This window comes from Geodermatophilus siccatus (assembly GCF_900103785.1).
GTDB classification, from domain to species: Bacteria; Actinomycetota; Actinomycetes; order Mycobacteriales; family Geodermatophilaceae; genus Geodermatophilus; species Geodermatophilus siccatus.
This window is the reverse complement of the sequence record NZ_FNHE01000001.1, coordinates 368,443-387,562: the sequence shown is the minus strand read 5'-3', so window position 1 is coordinate 387,562 and position 19,120 is coordinate 368,443. Positions and strand designations below refer to the sequence as shown.

17 protein-coding genes are annotated in these 19,120 nt (G+C 74.6%); 10 read left to right on the top strand and 7 right to left on the bottom strand.

The genetic code is table 11. The annotated features are described in order from the left end of the window. Window positions 1-240: 240 nt before the first annotated feature. Entirely contained in the window at window positions 241-1,026 is a 786-nt protein-coding gene (locus tag BLS21_RS01800; protein WP_091212989.1) for a glycosyltransferase, read from the top strand. Here the strand turns inward: BLS21_RS01800 and BLS21_RS01795 are convergent. The 3 genes from BLS21_RS01795 to BLS21_RS01785 all read right to left on the bottom strand — a co-directional run bounded on the left by BLS21_RS01795 (window position 1,017) and on the right by BLS21_RS01785 (window position 3,738). Beyond that, window positions 1,017-1,970 carry a Gfo/Idh/MocA family protein gene (locus tag BLS21_RS01795; protein WP_091212986.1) on the bottom strand — a complete coding sequence of 318 codons (954 nt, stop codon included), beginning with the start codon at window positions 1,968-1,970 and terminating at the stop codon, window positions 1,017-1,019. The two genes, BLS21_RS01800 and BLS21_RS01795, sit on opposite strands and share 10 nt — an antisense overlap. Then, on the bottom strand, window positions 1,967-3,070 hold the full coding sequence (locus tag BLS21_RS01790) for a DegT/DnrJ/EryC1/StrS family aminotransferase (protein WP_091213767.1): 1,104 nt from the start codon (window positions 3,068-3,070) through the stop codon (window positions 1,967-1,969). The genes BLS21_RS01795 and BLS21_RS01790 overlap by 4 nt, the downstream gene beginning before the upstream one ends. A 74-nt stretch (window positions 3,071-3,144) precedes the next feature. Further along, window positions 3,145-3,738 (bottom strand): acyltransferase, encoded by a 594-nt coding sequence (locus tag BLS21_RS01785; RefSeq protein ID WP_091212984.1) that lies wholly within the window; start codon window positions 3,736-3,738, stop codon window positions 3,145-3,147. Window positions 3,739-3,957: 219 nt separating this feature from the next. Here BLS21_RS01785 and BLS21_RS01780 point away from each other — a divergent pair, with 219 nt between their 5' ends. The 7 genes from BLS21_RS01780 (at window position 3,958) to hpf (ending at window position 12,558) form a co-directional block, all read left to right on the top strand. Then, window positions 3,958-4,875, top strand: coding sequence for a GmrSD restriction endonuclease domain-containing protein (locus BLS21_RS01780; protein ID WP_217635935.1), 918 nt, complete (start codon window positions 3,958-3,960; stop codon window positions 4,873-4,875). A 140-nt stretch (window positions 4,876-5,015) separates the two neighbouring features. Further along, the gene (gene ahcY, locus BLS21_RS01775; RefSeq protein ID WP_091212981.1) at window positions 5,016-6,500 is read left to right on the top strand and encodes an adenosylhomocysteinase; all 1,485 of its coding nucleotides are present in this window, start codon (window positions 5,016-5,018) and stop codon (window positions 6,498-6,500) included. A 134-nt stretch (window positions 6,501-6,634) separates the two neighbouring features. Continuing rightward, window positions 6,635-7,342, top strand: a complete 708-nt coding sequence (gene mtrA, locus BLS21_RS01770; RefSeq protein WP_281241889.1) for an MtrAB system response regulator MtrA — start codon at window positions 6,635-6,637, stop codon at window positions 7,340-7,342. Window positions 7,343-7,421: 79 nt separating this feature from the next. Continuing rightward, a complete protein-coding gene (mtrB, locus tag BLS21_RS01765) occupies window positions 7,422-9,167 on the top strand; it encodes an MtrAB system histidine kinase MtrB (RefSeq protein WP_091212977.1) in 1,746 nt (581 codons plus the stop codon). Beyond that, entirely contained in the window at window positions 9,164-10,891 is a 1,728-nt protein-coding gene (locus BLS21_RS01760; RefSeq protein WP_091212974.1) for an LpqB family beta-propeller domain-containing protein, read from the top strand. Before mtrB ends, BLS21_RS01760 begins: the two co-directional genes overlap by 4 nt. A gap of 165 nt (window positions 10,892-11,056) precedes the next feature. Continuing rightward, on the top strand, window positions 11,057-11,836 hold the full coding sequence (locus BLS21_RS01755) for a ComF family protein (protein ID WP_091212971.1): 780 nt from the start codon (window positions 11,057-11,059) through the stop codon (window positions 11,834-11,836). A gap of 38 nt (window positions 11,837-11,874) precedes the next feature. Further along, entirely contained in the window at window positions 11,875-12,558 is a 684-nt protein-coding gene (hpf, locus tag BLS21_RS01750; protein WP_091212969.1) for a ribosome hibernation-promoting factor, HPF/YfiA family, read from the top strand. A 41-nt stretch (window positions 12,559-12,599) separates the two neighbouring features. Here the strand turns inward: hpf and BLS21_RS01745 are convergent, their stop codons facing one another. Together BLS21_RS01745 and BLS21_RS01740 are read right to left on the bottom strand one after the other, a co-directional pair. After that, entirely contained in the window at window positions 12,600-13,160 is a 561-nt protein-coding gene (locus tag BLS21_RS01745; protein ID WP_091212967.1) for a GNAT family N-acetyltransferase, read from the bottom strand. Window positions 13,161-13,170: 10 nt separating this feature from the next. Continuing rightward, the gene (locus BLS21_RS01740; RefSeq protein WP_091212964.1) at window positions 13,171-13,563 is read right to left on the bottom strand and encodes a pyridoxamine 5'-phosphate oxidase family protein; all 393 of its coding nucleotides are present in this window, start codon (window positions 13,561-13,563) and stop codon (window positions 13,171-13,173) included. A 42-nt stretch (window positions 13,564-13,605) separates the two neighbouring features. On the opposite strand from BLS21_RS01740, the gene BLS21_RS01735 reads away from it, so the two are divergent. Both BLS21_RS01735 and secA read left to right on the top strand, forming a co-directional pair. Then, on the top strand, window positions 13,606-14,307 hold the full coding sequence (locus BLS21_RS01735; protein ID WP_091212961.1) for an SDR family NAD(P)-dependent oxidoreductase: 702 nt from the start codon (window positions 13,606-13,608) through the stop codon (window positions 14,305-14,307). A 71-nt stretch (window positions 14,308-14,378) separates the two neighbouring features. Beyond that, the gene (secA, locus tag BLS21_RS01730) at window positions 14,379-17,543 is read left to right on the top strand and encodes a preprotein translocase subunit SecA (protein ID WP_091212959.1); all 3,165 of its coding nucleotides are present in this window, start codon (window positions 14,379-14,381) and stop codon (window positions 17,541-17,543) included. Between the two features lie 135 nt (window positions 17,544-17,678). Here the strand turns inward: secA and BLS21_RS01725 are convergent, their stop codons facing one another. Together BLS21_RS01725 and BLS21_RS01720 are read right to left on the bottom strand one after the other, a co-directional pair. Beyond that, window positions 17,679-18,266 (bottom strand): Rv3235 family protein, encoded by a 588-nt coding sequence (locus tag BLS21_RS01725; RefSeq protein ID WP_091212957.1) that lies wholly within the window; start codon window positions 18,264-18,266, stop codon window positions 17,679-17,681. 40 nt (window positions 18,267-18,306) lie between these two features. Next, complete coding sequence (locus tag BLS21_RS01720; protein WP_091212954.1) at window positions 18,307-19,035, bottom strand: LysM peptidoglycan-binding domain-containing protein; 729 nt, start codon at window positions 19,033-19,035, stop codon at window positions 18,307-18,309. Window positions 19,036-19,120: the final 85 nt, after the last annotated feature.

The window sequence follows — 19,120 nt, the reverse complement described above, 5'->3', positions numbered from 1 at the left end:
AGGTGCGTGGTGGTCGAGGTGCGTGGTGGTCGAGGTGCGTGGCCCTCCTGGCACCCACCGCCGTCCACGGTCCCGCCGGGCACGGGGACGGCGGCCGGCGCAGTCGTCGTCCCGCGGGCTCCGGGGCCGCCGTCCGGAGCGGACGGCGGGCGGTCTGTGTTTCCGGGACGTTACCCTGCGAGAACGCATCTGCCCCGTGGGACGACGTCGGGACGGACGGTGGAACGGGAGCCAGCGGACATGGACGGGGCGGTGGGCGCGCCGGGCGGTGGAGCGGCTCCGGTCGCCCTCACCTACGTCGTCCCGGCGCACAACAGCACGCTCGCCATCGAGCCCACGCTCCGCGCGCTGGCGGACCGACTGGCCGACGTGGACGCCGAGGTGCTCGTCGTCGAGAACGGCTCCACCGACGGCACCGACGCCCTCCTGCAGCGGATCGAGCAGGCCTGGTCCCACCCCCGGGTGGCACTGCGGCTCCTCCGGTCGGCGAAGGGGATGGGGAACGCCTACCGCGCCGGCATCGCCGCGAGCCGCGGAGCGCGGGTGGTCCTGACGGCCGACGACCTGCCGTTCGGGTTCGACGACCTGGACGCCGCCGAAGGCGTGGACCCCGCCGTGCACCCGGTGGTCATCGGGTCCAAGAGGCACCGCGACTCGGACGTCGACCGGGGCCTCCTGCGCCAGGTCCTCACCGCGGGGTTCGGGGTGCTGCGGCGAGTGGTCCTGGGGATGCGGACGCTCGACCCGCAGGGGACGTTCGTCCTCGCCGGCGACTGGGCGCGCGAGATCGGTCCCCGGCTCACCGAGCCGGGTTACCTGGTGACGACGGAGCTGTGCTTCCTCGCCGAGCGCTCGGGCGTCCAGCCGCTGGAGGTGCCGGTCCGGCTCTCCCCCCAGCACCGGGAGCACCGCAGCCGCGTCACCGTGCGCGACGTCCGGCAGATGGCCGTGGGGCTCCTGGCGATCCGGCGCCGGCATGCGTCCCCTGCGAACCGGCGGCCCGCGCAGGCGCCGGCTCAGCGGTAGGGCAGACCGGCCGACCGTTGCACGGCCAGGGCCAGCTCGAGGGCCCGGCGGCCCTGGACGCCGGTCACCCGTGGGGAGCGGCGGTGCGTGACGCACTCGAGGAAGTGCTCCCACTCGAGGGCCAGCGGCTCGCCGCGGTGCTCGAGGAAGGGGATCTCGACCAGCCCGCTCTGCCGGTAGCGCACACCGCCCTCGGCGAGGAACTCGTTGTGGTCGACCCGGTGGATGGTGAGGTCCTGGCGGACCAGGTCCAGGACGACGAAGTTGGTGCGCTGGGTGAGCTCGATCCGGCGGATCTTGCTCTGCCCGACGCGGCTGGCCGTCACCGTCGCGGTCACCCCGTTGCGGAACTGGAGCAGGGCGGTCACGAGGTCCAGGGAGTCGGTCCGTTCCCGCCGGCCGATCCCCTCGACCCGCTCGACGTCGGAGTCGGCCAGGGCCAGCGCGAGCTCGAGATCGTGGATCATCAGGTCGAGGACGACGTCCGCGGTGACCCGCGGGGAGAAGGGGCCCATGCGGGTCAGCTCCACGTGCAGCGGGTCCTGGACGATGCCGTCCAGCTGGAGCACCGCGGGGTTGAACCGCTCGACGTGGCCGACCATCAGGATCCGGTCGTTCTCGCGCGCCGCCTCGATGAGGGCGTCGGCGTCCTCGACCGTCGTGGCGACGGGCTTCTCGACCAGCAGGTCCACGCCGGCGCGCAGGAGCGGGACGCCGACGTCGACGTGCTGTTCGCTGGGGACGGCGACGACGGCGGCCTCGGCGAGCTCGGGGACCGCGGCGGGATCGGTGCTGTACCGCGCGCCCACGGAGTCGGCCAGGGCCCGGCCGCGCTGCCCGTCCGGGTCGACGACCAGCGTGACCTCCGCCTCGGGCAGCCGGCGCAGGACCCGCGCGTGGTTGGCCCCCATGAGCCCCGCGCCGACGACGGCCACCCGGGTCACCTGAGCACCTCGGTGACCGCCTCGACGATCCGGTCGAGGTCGGCCCGACTCAACTGCGGGTGGACCGGCAGGGACACGACCTCGGCCGCCATCTGCGCCGCGACGGGCGTCTCGTCGGCGACGACCCGCGGGTGGTCCCGGTAGCAGGGGTGGTCGTGCACCAGCCCCGGGTAGTAGACGCCGGCCCCGATCCCGCGGTCCGCGAGTGCGGCCACCAGACCGTCGCGGTCCACCGCCGCATCCGCGGTGACCCGCACCGTGTACTGGTGGAACACGTGGTCGCGCCCGGCCGGCACGGAGGGCAGGCGCAGGCCGGGCACGGTGCGCAGGCCCTCGGTGAGGTGGGCCGCGTTGGCGCGCCGGGCGTCGTTGATGGTCGCGAGCCGGCCGAGCTGGGGGAGGGCGATCGCCGCCTGCAGGTCGGTGAGCCGGTAGTTGTGGCCTGGCAGCTCGTACCGGTACGGCGCCCGCATGCCGTGGTTGCGGAGCAGGCGCAGCCGGTCGGCGACGTCCGCGTCCCGGGTCGTGACCATCCCGCCCTCACCGCACATGACGTTCTTCGTGGCGTAGAACGAGAAGCACCCGACGCCGAAGGAGCCGACGGCACGCCCGTCGACCCGCGCACCGTGCGCCTGCGCGGCGTCCTCCACGACGGCCAGCCCCCGCTGCCGGGCGAGCTCCTCGAACCGGGGCATGTCCGCCGGCAACCCGTAGAGGTGCACCGGCAGGAGCACCCGGGTCCGCTCGCCGACCAGGGCCTGCGCGCACGCGACGTCGAGGCAGAAGTCGTCCGTGACGTCGGCGAAGCGCGCGGTGGCCCCCGACTCGAGGACGGCGTTCAGCGTCGCCACGAAGGTGAACGGTGAGGTGACCACCTCGTCACCCGGGCCGACCCCCAGCGCCTGGAGCGCCGCGACCAGCGCGGTGGTGCCGTTGTTGACGGCGACGGCGTGCTCGACGTCGTGCGCGGCGGCGAACCGTCGTTCGAGCTCCTCGACTCTCGGGCCCTGGGCCAGCCGACCCGAGCGCAGCACCTCCAGGACCAGCGACTCCTCGTCCGGGCCGATGGCGACGACGGAGATCGGGATCGGCTCGACCACCGGGACCGCCTCGCCGGCGCTCGCCGGACCCGTGCCCGGTGGTGCCGTGCTCTCGCACGACCTCGCGAGCTCGGTCACGCCTGCGCCCCGAGGGGACCCGCCGTCCGGTCGCGGTGCTCGGCGCACCGGAGGTCGCCGGGGCGCTCCACGGCACGGCTGACCACCTCGCCGCACTCGCACACCCACCCGGCGGGGCAGGCGGGATTGCCCATGACGAGCTGGTGCGGTTCGACGTCCCGGGTCACCACCGCACCTGCGGCGACCATCGACCAGCGACCGAGCACGGCGCCGCAGACGATGGTCGCGTTGGCGCCGATGGAGGCACCGTCGTGCACCACGGTCGGGGTGATCGACCACTGGCCGGCCGAGGCGCGGGGCCGCAGGTCGTTGGTGAACACGGCACTCGGTCCCACGAACACGTCCGAGCCCAGCGTGACGCCGTTGTAGACCGAGACGTTGTTCTGGATCTTGCACCGGTCGCCGACCACGGCGCCGGCGTCGACGAAGACGTTCTTGCCGAGGACGCAGCCCGACCCGATCACCGCGCCGGCCCGGACGTGGGCGTGGTGCCAGACCCGGGTGCCCTCACCGATCTGCGCCGCGTCCTCGATGACGGCCGTCTCGTGGGCGGCCGCCGGGTGACGTGCAGGCTCCTGTGCGGAGACCATGTCCCTCCGTCTGGGCCGGGGTGATCCGGATCACCGTGGACCCCGTCACGGGCAGCCTACGGCCATCCCGTGCCGCCGCCGTTCGGCCGTGCACCTCGGAGAGGCCCCAGTGCCGACGTCCCCGGGACGGCAGCAGCACGAGTCCCGGGCGTGTCACCGCCGCCGTGGCGCGGCCGAGCGCCTAGCGTCGAGCCCGCCCGTCCCGCGTCGGAGGAGCCCGTGCCCCCCTCCTCGCCCGTCGTCCCGTCCCGGCTCCGCCGCGGCGTGCTGACCGGCAGCGCCCTCCTGGTCCTGCTGGGCGGCCTCCCGGGCTGCGACGTGCTGAGCGCGACCGGGCAGGCCGGCGGCCCACCGACCGGCGTCCTGGACGACGCGGCCGCCGAGGAGGCGATCGCCACCGCGCCGCCGGACTCCGCCCTGGCCGCTCTCGGCGAGGTGCCGGTGCGCGGCCGGGCACCGCGCACCGGCTACGAGCGCGAGGAGTTCGGCGACGGCTGGGTCGACACCGACCGCAACGGCTGCGACACCCGCAACGACGTGCTGGCCCGCGACCTGACCGGCGAGGAGTTCCGGCCCGGCAGCGACTGCGTCGTCGTCTCCGGCACCCTCGAGGACCCCTACTCCGGTCGCACCATCGAGTTCCGCCGCGGCGAGGACACCAGCGACGACGTGCAGATCGACCACGTCGTCGCGCTCTCGGACGCCTGGCAGAAGGGCGCTCAGAGGTGGGACGCCGACCGGCGCACCGCGTTCGCCAACGACCCGCTCAACCTGCTCGCCGTCGACGGGCCGCTCAACATGCAGAAGGGGGACGGCGACGCGGCCACCTGGCTGCCACCGAACACCGCCTACCGGTGCGCCTACGTCGCGCGGCAGGTCGCGGTGAAGTCCGGCTACGGGCTGTGGGTCACCCGCGCCGAGCGCAACGCCGCCGCCACGGTGCTCGCCGGCTGCCCGGACGAGCCGCTGCCCGGCGCATCGCCGGACGTCGGCGCTCGGACGGCGCCGGCACCGGCCGGGACCGTCTACGCCGACTGCGACGCGGTCCGCGCGGCGGGCGCGGCCCCGATCCGGCGGGGCGAGCCGGGCTGGAGCGACACCTTCGACGGGGACGGCGACGGGGTCGGCTGCGAGTAGGGAGCCGCTCGCCCGCGTATCCTGGACGACGGCACGAGCCCCGCCGAAGCCTCGGCATGCTCGCTCTCCCCGCGTCTCGGGGATCGAAGCGACCCAGCCACCGCCCGGCCGACGCGACCGGGCCGTACCTCCGGAGCGACATGACCGCCACCACCGGCACCCGTGTACTGACCGACGGCGACTTCGAGGTCGCCGACCTCTCCCTGGCCGGCTTCGGCCGCAAGGAGATCCGGCTCGCCGAGCACGAGATGCCCGGCCTCATGGCCCTGCGCGCCGAGTACGGCGACGAGCAGCCACTGGCCGGCGCCCGCATCGCCGGCTCCCTGCACATGACGGTGCAGACCGCCGTCCTCATCGAGACGCTGAAGGCGCTCGGCGCCGACGTCCGCTGGGTCAGCTGCAACATCTTCTCCACCCAGGACCACGCCGCCGCGGCGGTCGTCGTGGGCGACGGCACCCCCGAGGAGCCCACCGGTGTCCCGGTGTTCGCCTGGAAGGGCGAGACGCTGGAGGAGTACTGGTGGTGCACCCAGCGACTGTTCGAGTTCCGCGACGAGAGCGGCGCCGTCGTCGGGCCGAACATGCTGCTCGACGACGGCGGCGACGCCACGCTGCTGGTGCACCTGGGCACCCGCTTCGAGGCCGACGGCAGCGTCCCGGACACCACCGAGGCCGACTCCGAGGAGTACGGCGTCATCCTCCAGGCGCTGCGCGGCACGCTGGCCGCCGACGCCGGCTACTGGACCCGCATCGGCCGGGGCATCCGCGGTGTCACCGAGGAGACCACCACCGGCGTCATGCGCCTGTACGAGCTCGCCCGCGACGGCCGGCTGCTGTTCCCGGCGATCAACGTCAACGACTCGGTGACCAAGAGCAAGTTCGACAACCTCTACGGCTGCCGGCACTCGCTGGTCGACGGGCTCAACCGCGCCACCGACGTGATGATCGGTGGCAAGGTCGCCGTGGTCTGCGGCTACGGCGACGTCGGCAAGGGCTGCGCGGAGGCGCTGCGCGGCCAGGGCGCCCGGGTCGTCGTCACCGAGATCGACCCGATCAACGCCCTGCAGGCGGCGATGGAGGGCTACCAGGTCACCACGCTCGACGACGTGATCGACCAGGCGGACATCATCGTCACGGCCACCGGCAACCGCGACGTCATCACCGCCGAGCAGCTCGGCCGCACCAAGCACCAGGCGATCGTCGGGAACATCGGCCACTTCGACAACGAGATCGACATGGCCGGCCTGGCCCGCACCCCGGGCATCACGAGGACGACCATCAAGCCGCAGGTGGACGAGTGGCGCTTCGCCGACGGCCACACGATCATCGTGCTCTCCGAGGGCCGGCTGCTGAACCTGGGCAACGCCACCGGCCACCCCAGCTTCGTGATGAGCAACTCCTTCTCCAACCAGGTGCTCGCGCAGATCGAGCTGTGGACCAACCGGGCCGCCTACGAGGGCCAGGAGCCCTCGGTGACGGTCCTGCCGAAGAAGCTCGACGAGCACGTGGCCCGGCTGCACCTCGGTGCCCTCGGCGTGAAGCTCACCGAGCTGACCAAGGTCCAGGCCGACTACATCGGGGTGCCGGTCGAGGGCCCGTACAAGAGCGACCACTACCGCTACTGAGGAGGGACCCCCTTCCTCCCCACCTCTCGGGGGAGGACGCGGGGCCACGCGATCGGGGCACGTGGGGACACCCGTCCGGAGCACTCCGGGCGGGTGTCCCCGCTTCCGTCGCCGGGCAGCGCAGAATGGTCGCCGTGCCACCCAGCGCTGCTCAGAACGGGACCTCCCGCGGCCGAGTCCTGGTCGTCGACGACGACGCCGCCCTCGCCGAGATGCTCGGCATCGTGCTCCGGCGCGAGGGCTACGAACCGGCGTTCGTCTCCGACGGCAACCGCGCGGTGGCCGTGTTCCAGCAGACCCGCCCGGACATCGTGCTGCTGGACCTGATGCTGCCCGGCCGCAACGGCCTGCAGATCTGCCAGGACATCCGCACGCAGTCGACCGTCCCGATCGTCATGCTCACCGCCAAGGGCGACACCCTGGACGTCGTCCAGGGGCTCGAGGCCGGTGCCGACGACTACGTCACCAAGCCGTTCAAACCGGTGGAGTTGGTCGCGCGGGTGCGCGCGCAGCTGCGGCGCGGCGAGACGGGGCAGGCCGAGAGCCTGAGCATCGGCGACGTGCAGATCGACGTCCCGGCGCACCAGGTCACCCGGGACGGCGTCCCCGTCGCCCTGACCCCGCTGGAGTTCGACCTGCTGGTCGCGCTGGCCCGCAAGCCGCGCCAGGTGTTCACCCGCGAGCTGCTGCTCGAGCAGGTGTGGGGCTACCGGCACGCTGCTGACACCCGGCTGGTCAACGTCCACGTGCAGCGGCTGCGGGCGAAGATCGAGCGGGACCCGGAGAAGCCGGAGATCGTGCTGACGGTGCGAGGAGTCGGCTACAAGGCCGGTCCGCCGTGAGCGGCTCCGCCGTCCGGCCGGCTCCGCCGGGCGGGAGCGAACCGCTGCCTCCCGTGAGCCCGGCTCCGCGACGACGGCCGTGAGCACGACGCGGCCCGCGGCTCCGGCGGCCGACGCATCGCCCGAGGCGCCGTCGTCCCCGGGCGCCGTCGGCCCGGACCCGGCCGACGGGCCCCGCCGGCCGCTGTCGGCCGACCTCGGCGCGCTGCGCCGCCGGCTGAGCCGGCAGGCCACCCGGACGCGCCGGCTGGCACAGCAGCAGGCCGCGCGGGCGGCGGCCGCCTGGCGCTCGTCGCTGCAGGTCCGGATCGGCACCATCACCATGCTGGTGGCCGGCACCGTCGTGGTCATCGTGAGCCTGGTGCTGTTCAGCCAGATCAAGGACCAGCTGCTGTCGGTCAAGGAGCAGGCGGCGATCGACCAGGTGCAGACCGGGGTGGTCTACGCGCAGAACGAGGTCGCGGGCATCGCTGCAGGTGACGCCGCCAGCGTGCGGGCGACCCTGGACCGGACGGTCAAGCAGCTCAAGGAGCGTGGCAGCCCGGCCGGTGACTTCGAGGTCGTCATGGTCTACCGGACCGGCGACTCCGAGCGGGCCCCCGCGGTCAGCCAGCGCGGTATCTACCCGGCGATCCCGCCCGAGCTGCGCGCCGACGTCGCCTCCGGCGGCCAGTACGCGCAGTACGCGATGGTCCCCGACGGCAGCGGGCAGGCCCGGCCCACCTACCTCGTCGGTGCCCCCGTGCCGACCGGTGCGAGCAGCGCGGAGCGGATCGAGCTGTACTACGCCTTCCCGCTCGACCAGGAGGCCGAGAGCCTCTCGTTGTTCCGCAGCACGGTCGTCATCAGCGGCATCGCCCTCACCCTCTTCGTCGTCGGGATCGCCCTGCTCGTGACCCGGCTGGTGGTCGACCCGGTGCGCCGGGCCGCGGGCATCGCCCAGCGGCTGGCGGAGGGGCAGCTCGAGGAGCGGATGGTCGTGCGCGGCGAGGACGACCTCGCCCGGCTGGCAACCAGCTTCAACGCGATGGCCGACAGCCTGCAGCGGCAGATCACCCAGCTGGAGTCGCTGTCCCAGCTGCAGCAGCGCTTCACCTCCGACGTCTCGCACGAACTGCGCACGCCCCTGACGACGGTGCAGATGGCCGCCGACGTGCTCTACGAGTCCCGCGCGGACTTCCCGCCGCACGTGGCGCGCTCGGCGGAGCTGATGCACACCGAGCTCGACCGCTTCGAGGCGCTGCTCACCGACCTGCTGGAGATCAGCCGCTACGACGCGGGGGCCGCCGTCCTCGACTGGGAGCCGACCGACCTCGGCGCGCTCGTGCGCCGTGTGGCGGCCGGGATGTCGGCGCTGGCCGAGCGGCACGGCTGCGAGCTGACGGTGTCCGGGCCCGCCCAGGACGTCATCGCCGAGGTCGACGCCCGCCGGGTGGAGCGCATCCTGCGCAACCTGGTCGGCAACGCGATCGAGCACGGCACCGGCAAGCCGGTGGAGATCACCTGGGCGGCCAACCGGACGGCGGCGGCGGTCACCGTGCGCGACCACGGGGTGGGGCTCTCCGCCGCCGAGGCGCAGCACGTGTTCGACCGCTTCTGGCGCGCCGACCCCGCGCGGGTGCGCACCGTCGGCGGCAGCGGGCTGGGGCTGTCGATCAGCCTCGAGGACGCGCGGCTGCACCGCGGCTGGCTGCAGGTGTGGGGGCAGCCCGGCGCCGGCGCGCAGTTCCGGCTGACGCTGCCGCTGGCTGCCGGCACCGACCTCACCAGCTCGCCGCTGCCGCTGCGGCCCGCGGTCCTGCGCCGTCCCGGGGGCGCCCGGTGACCCGCCGTGGCGTCGTCCTGGCCACCGTCCTGCTGGCCCTGCTCGGCGGCTGCTCGACGGTGCCGACGAGCTCGGCGCCCGTGCAGATCACCCAGGCGCCGCCGCGTGCGGACACCCCGGTCGGCATCGAGCCGCTGTCGCCGGAGCCCGATGCCACGCCGGAGGAGATTGTCCGCGGCTTCCTCGACGCCGCCGCCAGCACGGTGCGCGGGCACCCCGTGGCCCGCGAGCACCTGGCTCCCGAACCGCAGGGGTCGTGGTCCGACGACGCCGGCATCACCCTGCTCGGTCCCGACTACGCCACCGTCACGACCGACGCCGGCACCGTCGTCGTGACCGGCGAGCTGGTCGGCACCATCGACCAGCGCGGCGGGTTCACCGTGGGCGGCCAGGAGGTCTACTCGCGGGAGTTCCGGCTCGAGCGGGTGGACGGCGAGTGGCGGATCAGCGACCCGCCGGACGGGCTGCTCATGCTCGAGCCGGACTTCGAGCGGCTCTACGAGCGGCGCGACCTCTACTTCCTCGACCCGACCGGCCAGCGCGTCGTCCCCGACCCGCGGTACCTGATCACCGGGGAGGCCCAGCCGACGGTGCTGGTCGAGCGGCTGCTCGAGGGACCCTCGGCGGTGCTGGCCGCGGGCGTGGTCAACGAGCTCCAGGGCGCCGCGCTGGGCAGCACGGTCACCGTCTCGGCCCAGGCGGTCACCGTCGACCTGTCCGGCGTCGCCGACGCCCCGCCCACCCGGCTCGCGGGGATCTCGGCCCAGCTGGTCTGGACGCTGGGCCAGCTGAGCTCGGTGCGGTCGGTGGAGGTCCTCGTCGACGGGGACCCGCTGCGCCTCGACGGCGTGCCGGTCATGCAGACGGTCGACACCTGGGCCACCCTCGACCCCAAAACCGCCCCGGTCGACGCGGTCGGGCACTTCCTCGTCGACGGCGCGGTGTGGACGGCGACCGACGTCCCCGCGCCGGCTCCCGGCCCGGCCGGCACCGGGGCCTACGGGCTGTCCAGCGCCGCGGTGGCCACCGACCCCCGTACCGGCGAGCTGACCCAGATGGTGGGGGTGACCCAGCGGGACGGTCAGGCGGTGCTGCTCACCGGCTCCTACGGCCGCGACCTGACCCCGGTGCTGCCCAGCGGCTCGCTGACCGTGCCGACGGTGGCGCCCGCCCGGCAGGAGTTCTGGCTGGTCCGCGACGGCTCGACGGTGGTGCGGGTGACCGCGGGCGGCCCACCGCAGGCGGTCAACGCCGTCACGCTGCCGGGCCTGGGCCGGGCCACCGCGCTGCAGCTGTCGCCCGACGGTGTCCGCGCGGCCGTCGTGGTCGAGGGCGGCCAGCGGCAGAGCCTGTACGTCGGCACCGTGGTGCGCTCGGCCGACGGCCCGGTGGCGCTGCGCGACTGGCGCGAGGTCGCCCCGGCGCTGGGCCAGGTGGTCGACGTCGCGTGGCGGACCTCCGGCAGCCTGCTGGTGCTGGCCGGTGACGCCGGCGAGGACCGCAGCCTGCCCTACACGGTCGGTGTCGACGGCTGGGACCTCTCGCCGGTGCCCACCGCCGGGCTGCCCAGCCAGGCCACCGAGGTCGCCGCCGCACCCGGGCGTCCTCCGCTGGTCAGCGCCGGCGGCACCATCTGGGAGTGGCAGGTCGCCGGGGGCACGTGGGTGACCCTGGTCCGCGGTGCGCAGCCGCAGCCGGGCACCGAGCCGTTCTACCCCGGCTGAAGTGAGGACCCCGTCCTCCCCACCCCTCGCAGGCTCGGGGTGGGACCCGGGACGGGGCCAGGACCCTGCGAGGGGGCCGCAGGACCGAGACGCCGAGGCCTGCTCCCCGTCCACAGATCCCCCGCCGCCCTGGGCGCGACCGGTACGGGGCGCGAGGCTGGGGCAGTGGACGGCGGGGTGCTCGCGGCGCTGGCCGACCTGCTGCTGCCGCGCGAGTGCGCCGGGTGCGGTGTGCCGGGTGCCGTCCTCTGCCGGCGGTGCGCCGCGCTGCTCGCCGTCCCGCACCTGGCCCAGCCGCGCCGCTTCCCCGCCGGCTTCCCGCCGACGGTGGCCGCCGGCGCCTACGACGGGCCGGTGCGCCCGGCGGTCAACGCCTTCAAGGAACGCGGCCGGGCCGAGCTCGCCCGCCCGCTGGGCGCCGCCCTGGCGCTGGCCGTCGCCGGCGTGCTGGCCGGGCTGTCCGGGCGGCCTGGGCCGGTGCGGCTCGTCCCGGTGCCCAGCAGCGCGGCCGCCCTGCGCGCCCGCGGCCGCGACCACGGCCGCGACCACGTCCGCGAGCTGACCGCCCGCGCGGTCGCCGAGCTGCGGGCGGCCGGGGTGGACGCGGCGGAAGCGCGACTGCTGCGCCGCAGCGGGCGGGCCGCCGACTCCGCGGGCCTCTCGGCGGTGCAGCGGCGGGCCAACCTGGCCGGCACCTTCGCGCTGCGTCCCGGCTCTCCCGAGCTGCCCGCGACCGCGGTGCTCGTGGTCGTCGACGACGTCGTGACCAGCGGCGCGACGCTCACCGAGGCGGCCGGGGTGCTCGCGCCCGCGGCCGGCCGGGAGGGGTCTCCGGTGCTGGCCGCGGTCGTCGCGGCCACTCCTCGGCGCACTCCGGCGGAGGGTCCGGCGCAGGTCGGCGGGGGTCCGGCAGATCGACTGTCGGGACCCGGCGACCGGGACTAGCGTGGGTTCGATCACAACCCGAACGACCGGGAGGTCTCATGGAGATCGTGGTCCGTGGCCGGAACGTCGAAGTCCCCGAGCACTACCGACAGCACGTCGAGGACAAGGTCGGCAGTCTCGACCGGTTTGACGGGAAACTCAAGATCCTGCGCATCGACGTGGAGCTCTTCCACGAGAAGAACCCGCGCCAGTCCGGCAAGTGCCAGCGCGTGGAGATCACGCTCCGCGGCAAGGGGCCGGTGATCCGGGCCGAGGCCGCCGCGCCGGACTTCTACGCGGCGCTGGACCTGGCCGCCGGCAAGCTCGACCACCGGTTGCGCAAGGCCGCCGACCGCCGCCGCGTCCACCACGGACGACGGACCCCGGCCAGCGTGCGGGTGGGCGGTGGCGCCCCCGACACCGCTGTCGCCGAGTCCCTCGACCGCGACCGGGAACTCGCGGAGGGGCCGCACGTCACCGACCTCGACGAGCACCTCCCCGGCCGGATCGTGCGAGAGAAGCACCACCCGGCCACCCCGATGCACGTCGACCAGGCCCTGCACGAGATGGAGCTGGTCGGCCACGACTTCTTCCTCTTCCTGTGCGCCGACACCGGGCAGCCGACGGTCGTGTACCGCCGGCACGCCTACGACTACGGCCTCATCCGGCTCGTCGACGCGCCGCTGGACGGTGCCGCCCGGCAGTCCACCTCGGCCGCCGAGCCCGCGGCGGCGGGGGCCTGACGCCGGGGCGGGGGTGCGGCGACCCCGCACCCCCGCCCCGCTCACTCCTCCCGCAACCGTCCGAACAGCACCGCGTCCGCGCGCGAGCCGTCCTGGTAGGCCAGACAGGAACGGACGACGCCCTCGCGGACGAACCCCGCCCGCACCGCGACCGCCTGCGACGCGACGTTCTGCACGTCGGTGAACAGGTGCACCCGCGCCACGCCGTGTCGGAAGGCCCAGTCGGCGAGCGCGCGTGCGGCCTCGGCGGCGAAGCCCCGGCCGCGTGCCCAGGACGCGGTCCAGTAGCCGATGTCCGGCCCCAGCATGCCGGCGTCCAGGTGCCGCACGCCGCAGGCGCCGACCAACTCGCCGTCGGCCTCCACCGCGGCGTCCAGCGCGGTGCCCCCGGCGCGCCCGCGGGCGGCGGAGCGGGTGACGAACTCCTCGGCGTCGGCCCGCGTGTAGGGCTCGGGGAGGTTCGGCATCCACCGCCGGTGCTCCCGGTCCAGACAGGCGCGGAACACCGCGTCGGCGTCGTCCGGGCGGAACGGGCGCAGCACCAGCCGTGCGGTGCGGACCACCTCGGTGGTCAGGTCGACTCCGGTGAGGTCGAGGGCCATCAGCCCATGGTCAGGGGTTGCCCAGCACCCGGTCGACCGAGATCTCCAGGACCACCCGCGCCGGGTTCTCCCGTGGAGTGCGATAACGCCGGGCGTAGCGGGCCTCGGCGTCGGCGACCGCGGCGGGGTCGTCCCGCACCACCGCCGTCCCCTCGAGGGTGACCCAGCGGCGGCCGTCGACCTGGCACACCGCGACCCGGGAACGTCCGGCGCGGACGTGCCGCGCCTTGGCCGACGTCCCCGAGGTGATGACCCGGGCGGTGCGGGTGGCCGCGTCGTAGGTCACCCCGACCGGGACGACGTGCGGGCTGCCGTCGGCGCGCAGCGTGGTCAGCGTGGCCAGGTGCCGCTCGGTGAGCAGGGCGAGCAGGCCGTCCGGCAGGTCGTCGAGGTCGTACGCCACGGACCCGAGGTTAGGTCGGCACAACGAGGGCATCCGGCGCCCGTGGAGCTCGAGGGCGCGCGGGTGCTGGTGGCGGGGGCGACCGGTGTGCTGGGCGGGGAGCTGGCGGGTGCGTTCGCCCGTGCCGGCTGCCGCGTGGCGCTGACCGGGCGGGACGAGGGGCGGCTGCGCGAGCTGGCCGAGTCGCTCGGGGGAGTGCCGGCCGGCGCGGTCGGCGCGGTCGACGCCGAGGCGCTGCGCCGGGCGGTCGACGCGGCCGCGGAGGGACTGGGCGGGCTCGACGTCGTGGTGGTCGCCTGGGGTGTGGTGGCGTTCGGCCCGGCGGCCGAGGCCGACGACGCGGTCACCGAGGAGCTGTTCGCCGTCAACACGCTGGCGCCCATGAGCCTGGTCCGCGCTGCGCTGCCGCACCTGGCGGACGGCGGCGCGGTCGTGCTGCTCTCGGCGATCGTGGCCGACGCCCCGACCCTCCAGATGGCCGAGTACTCGGCGAGCAAGGCGGCGCTGTCGGCCTGGGCCGGGGTGCTGCGCCGCGAGCTGCGACCCCGGTCGATCACCGTGCTCGACGTCAAGCCGCCGCACATGGACACCGGCCTGGTCGACCGTGCCCTCGCCGGGGACCCGCCGCGCCTGCCCCGGGGACACGACCGGTCGGAGGTGGTCGAGGCGGTGCTCGAGGGGATCCGGGAGGGAGGCCGGGAGATCGTGCTCGACGCGGGGACGAAGCGACTGGTCCGCCGCTGAGGGCCCGGCTGCCCACGGCGGGTCGCTGTGGGCAGCCCCGGGTGACCGGCTCCGCCGCCTACTCTGGACGGGTGGTGTTCCAGAGGATCCTCCGAGCCGGCGAGGGCAAGACCCTCCGGCGACTGAACAAGATCGCCGATGCGGTCGAGTCGCTGGCGGACGACGTCGCCGACCTCACCGACGCGGAGCTGCGCGCCAAGACCGACGAGTTCAAGGAGCGCCTGGAGGAGGGGGAGACCCTCGACCACCTCCTCCCGGAGGCCTTCGCCGTCGTCCGCGAGGCCGCCACCCGCACCCTGGGCCAGCGGCACTTCCGCGTGCAGCTCATGGGCGGCGCCGCGCTGCACCTGGGCAACATCGCCGAGATGCGCACCGGTGAGGGCAAGACGCTGACCGGCGTCCTGCCCGCGTACCTCAACGCGCTCACCGGCCGGGGCGTGCACGTGGTCACGGTCAATGACTACCTGGCCAAGCGCGACGCCGAGTGGATGGGCCGGGTGCACCGCTTCCTGGGCCTCTCGGTCGGCGTGATCCTCTCCGGCGAGCGCCCGGCGCACCGCCGTGAGCAGTACGCCTGCGACATCACCTACGGCACGAACAACGAGTTCGGCTTCGACTACCTGCGCGACAACATGGCCTGGAACAACTCCGACCTGGTGCAGCGCGGGCACCACTTCGCCGTCGTCGACGAGGTCGACTCGATCCTCATCGACGAGGCCCGCACCCCGCTGATCATCAGCGGCCCGGCCGGCGACCCGGCGATGCAGCGCTGGTACGGCGAGTTCGCGCGGCTGGCCCCGCTCATGCAGCGCGACGTCCACTACGAGGTGGAGGAGGCCAAGCGCACGGTCGCCATCACCGAGGAGGGCGTGGAGTTCGTCGAGGACCAGATCGGCATCGAGAACCTCTACGAGGCGGCCAACACCCCGCTGATCAGCTTCCTGAACAACGCGCTGAAGGCCAAGGAGCTCTACCACCGCGACCAGCAGTACATCGTCAGCAACGGCGAGGTGCTCATCGTCGACGAGTTCACCGGCCGCGTGCTGTCGGGCCGGCGCTACAACGAGGGCATGCACCAGGCCATCGAGGCCAAGGAGCGGGTGCAGATCAAGGACGAGAACCAGACGCTCGCCACGATCACCCTGCAGAACTACTTCCGGCTCTACGAGAAGCTCTCCGGGATGACCGGCACCGCCCAGACCGAGGCGGCCGAGCTCTCGCAGACCTACGGGCTGGGCGTCGTGCCGATCCCGACGAACCGGCCGATGATCCGCGAGGACCGCTCCGACGTCATCTACAAGACGGAGAAGGCCAAGTTCGACGCCGTCATCGACGACATCGCCGAGCGGCACGAGGCCGGGCAGCCGGTCCTGGTCGGCACGGCGAGCGTGGAGAAGTCCGAGGTCCTCTCCACGCTGCTGCTGCGCCGCGGCATCCCGCACGAGGTGCTCAACGCGAAGAACCACGCGCGTGAGGCGCACATCGTGGCCCAGGCCGGGCGGCTGGGCGCGGTCACCGTGGCCACCAACATGGCCGGCCGCGGTACCGACATCCAGCTCGGCGGCAGCCCCGACTTCATCGCCGACGAGCAGCTGCGCGCCCGCGGGCTGTCGCCGGCGGAGACGCCGGAGGAGTACGAGGCGGCCTGGGACAGCGCGCTGGAGAAGGCCAGGGAGCAGGTCCGGGCCGAGCACGAGCAGGTGACCGAGGCCGGTGGCCTGTACGTGCTGGGCACCGAGCGGCACGAGAGCCGGCGCATCGACAACCAGCTGCGCGGCCGCTCCGGCCGGCAGGGCGACCCCGGTGAGTCGCGGTTCTACCTGTCGCTGGGCGACGACCTCATGCGGCGCTTCAACGGCCCGATGCTCGAGTCGATGATGACCACGCTGCGGGTGCCGGACGACCAGCCGATCGAGTCGAAGATGGTCAGCCGGGCGATCCTGTCGGCGCAGACCCAGGTCGAGCAGCAGAACTTCGAGGTCCGCAAGGACGTCCTGAAGTACGACGAGGTGCTCAACCGCCAGCGCACCGTGATCTACGCCGAGCGGCGCAAGGTGCTCGACGGCGAGGACCTGCACGTGCAGGTCCGGTCGATGGTCGACGAGGTCATCAGCGCCTACGTCGACGGCGCCACCGAGATGGGCTACGCCGAGGACTGGGACCTCGAGCAGCTGTGGACCGGCCTCAAGGCCCTCTACCCCGTGGGGCTGGACCGCGACGAGCTGATCGACCGCGTCGCCGACGGCGACCAGGCCGGGCTCTCCGCCGACGTCCTCAAGCGCGAGCTGCTCGACGACGTCCACCGCGCCTACGAGGAGCGCGAGGCCGCCCTCGGCTCGCAGGTCATGCGCGAGCTCGAGCGGCGGGTGCTGCTCAGCGTGCTCGACCGCAAGTGGCGCGAGCACCTCTACGAGATGGACTACCTGCGGGCCGGCATCCACCTGCGCGCGATGGCCAACCGCGACCCGGTCGTGGAGTACCAGCGCGAGGGCTACGACATGTTCATGTCGATGCTCGACGGCATCAAGGAGGAGTCGGTCGGCTTCCTGTTCAACCTGGAGGTCAAGACCAAGGAGCAGCAGGACGCCGAGGCCCGGGCCAAGCAGGCCGAGGCCGAGGCCAAGGCGCTGGCGGCGGCCCAGGAGGGGACGGCGCGGGTGCTGGCCCGGCAGGCGGCCGCCGCCCGGGCGGCGCAGGCCGCGGCGGCTCCCGCTCCGCCGGTCGCTTTCGCTCCGCCGGTCGCTCCCGCTCCGTCGGCTCCGGCGGCCTCTGCCCCGGCTCCGGCCGCCTCGGCTCCGGCTCCCGGTGCGCCGGCCGCCGCCCGGCCGGCCCCCGCTCCGGTCGAGGAGAACGGGGCCGCTCCGGCCGCCGCCCAGGCCCCGGCTCCTGCCGCCGAGGCCCCCGCTCCCGTCCCGGCGGCGCGCCGGAGCTCCACCGCGCGGCGGGGGCGGCACGCCGCGCCCGAGGTCGAGCCGACGGCACCCGAGGTGGAGGAGCCGGTGGCCTCGGGCACCGGGCCGGAGCTCTCCGTCACGGGCCTCGACGACCCGCACCGCGGCGACCAGCTCAGCTACTCCGCCCCCGGCCTGGACGCCTCGCCCAAGGAGAGCGGCCGGACCAAGGCGGCCAAGACCGCGACCGTGACCGGCACCAAGGAACCGGCTCGCAACGCGCCCTGTCCCTGCGGCTCGGGCAAGAAGTACAAGGTCTGCCACGGCGCGCCCTCCCGCGCCTGAGCGACCCGCGACGACGCCCCCTCCGGATGCCTGCCGGAGGGGGCGTCGTCGCGTGCGGCCCCGTCCCGGGTCCCGCCCCGAGCTTGCGAGTGGTGGGGAGGACGGGGTCCTCCCATGGCGGGGCAGGGGGCTCCTTCACCCGATCTGCAGTGCGGTGCACCGCCACCGGCCGTCGATGCCCTCGAGTCGCGCGGCGACGGCGTGCGCGCGGCCGGACCGGCGGGCCACCGCGCTGACCTCGGCGACCCCGTCGACCGGCTCGCAGACGTGCACCGGGCCGAGCAGCACCGGGGCGGTGCCGCCGGCGCACCACCGGGGTCGGCGGCCGCTGGTGAGCGCCGCGTAGACGCCGAGAGCGGCGAGCGGCTGCACCTGGCTCAGCGGACGGTGGCCGGCCAGCCCCTCGAGGGTGAGCAGCAGCAGTCGGCGTCCGGCGACGCGCGGGTCGGGGAGGTCCGTCCGGGCCGACCAGGTCGGCTCGAAGCCCGGCACGAACTCCGTGAGGGGCTCCTCCGGACGCGGCCGTGGACCCGGCCGGTGCGGTGCCCGCGGGACGGCGACGCCCGGGAGCACCAGCCGCAGCACCGGCTGCGGGTCCAGCGGCGGCTGCGGCGTCGGGACGACGGTGAGCCGCAGCGGAGCAGCGTGCGGCGGCTGCGGGCCGGCCCCGGGCGGGGTGTCGGTTGCGGTGTCGGTGGCGGCGGGGCGGACGGGGGCGGTCATCAGGGGCTCCGGGGTCCGGGGTGGGCGAGGGCGGGCGGCGTCAGGACGCCGGGGGCGGGCGCAGCACCTGGCCCGGGCGCAGGAGGTCGGGGTCGGGGCCGATCACTCCGGCGTTGGCGTGCCACCAGGCGTCGACGGCCGTGGCCACCTCGTCGTCCGTCGGGCTGACGCCGGTCTGCCGGGCGAGGTCGGCGGCGGCGATGTCCCAGAGGCACTCGCCGCGCAGGACGACGTGCTCGTCCCGGACCGGTGCCGGCCAGTCGGGCACCGCGGCGGGGGCGCTCGGTGCCGGTGGAGCCGGCGTCTGCGCGGGCGTCTCCGGCCAGTCGACGACGGGACCGTGCGCCGGAGCGACGGGACCCTCGGCGGAGGCGACGGCGACGGCCTGGGGGAGTGCGCCCGACACCGGGGTGCAGCCCGCCACCAGCGGGGGGCCGGTGACCAGCCCGACGCCCAGGGCGAGGGCAGCTGCCCGCCGGGCGCCGGCGGGCAGCAGGCACCGGGTGAGCGTCCGCGCGATCGTGCCGGCGACCCCCGGCAGCGCGGAGAGCGCGGTGAGGGTCAGACCCAGCGCGCCCCACAGCCAGACGGCCCAGGCGAGCGCCGCGACGCCGGCGAGCAGGACCGTCTCGGCGCCGGCCGTGTCGACGACGCGCTGCAGGTCCAGGCCGGCGTCCGCGACCGCCCCGAGGTCCGGGGTGACCGCGCGGAGGCCGGCAGCGGCAGCGGCCATCGCCGTCGCCGTCCCGAACAGGCGCCGGATCGACATGTCCCCTCCTCGACTCGTCATGTCGCCTCGTGACTAAAGCAAGCAAACGCAAGCAAATGCAAGAACTAGTGCCCAGTAGTGTGGA

Bases quoted from the DNA above. Each gene is read 5' to 3' on its own strand.
- BLS21_RS01800 (WP_091212989.1), top strand. From the start codon at position 241: ATGGACGGGGCGGTGGGCGCGCCGGGCGGTGGAGCGGCTCCGGTCGCC.
- BLS21_RS01785 (WP_091212984.1), bottom strand. From the start codon at position 3,738: ATGGTCTCCGCACAGGAGCCTGCACGTCACCCGGCGGCCGCCCACGAG.
- ahcY (WP_091212981.1), top strand. From the start codon at position 5,016: ATGACCGCCACCACCGGCACCCGTGTACTGACCGACGGCGACTTCGAG.
- hpf (WP_091212969.1), top strand. From the start codon at position 11,875: ATGGAGATCGTGGTCCGTGGCCGGAACGTCGAAGTCCCCGAGCACTAC.
- BLS21_RS01745 (WP_091212967.1), bottom strand. From the start codon at position 13,160: ATGGCCCTCGACCTCACCGGAGTCGACCTGACCACCGAGGTGGTCCGC.
- BLS21_RS01725 (WP_091212957.1), bottom strand. From the start codon at position 18,266: ATGACCGCCCCCGTCCGCCCCGCCGCCACCGACACCGCAACCGACACC.
- BLS21_RS01720 (WP_091212954.1), bottom strand. From the start codon at position 19,035: ATGTCGATCCGGCGCCTGTTCGGGACGGCGACGGCGATGGCCGCTGCC.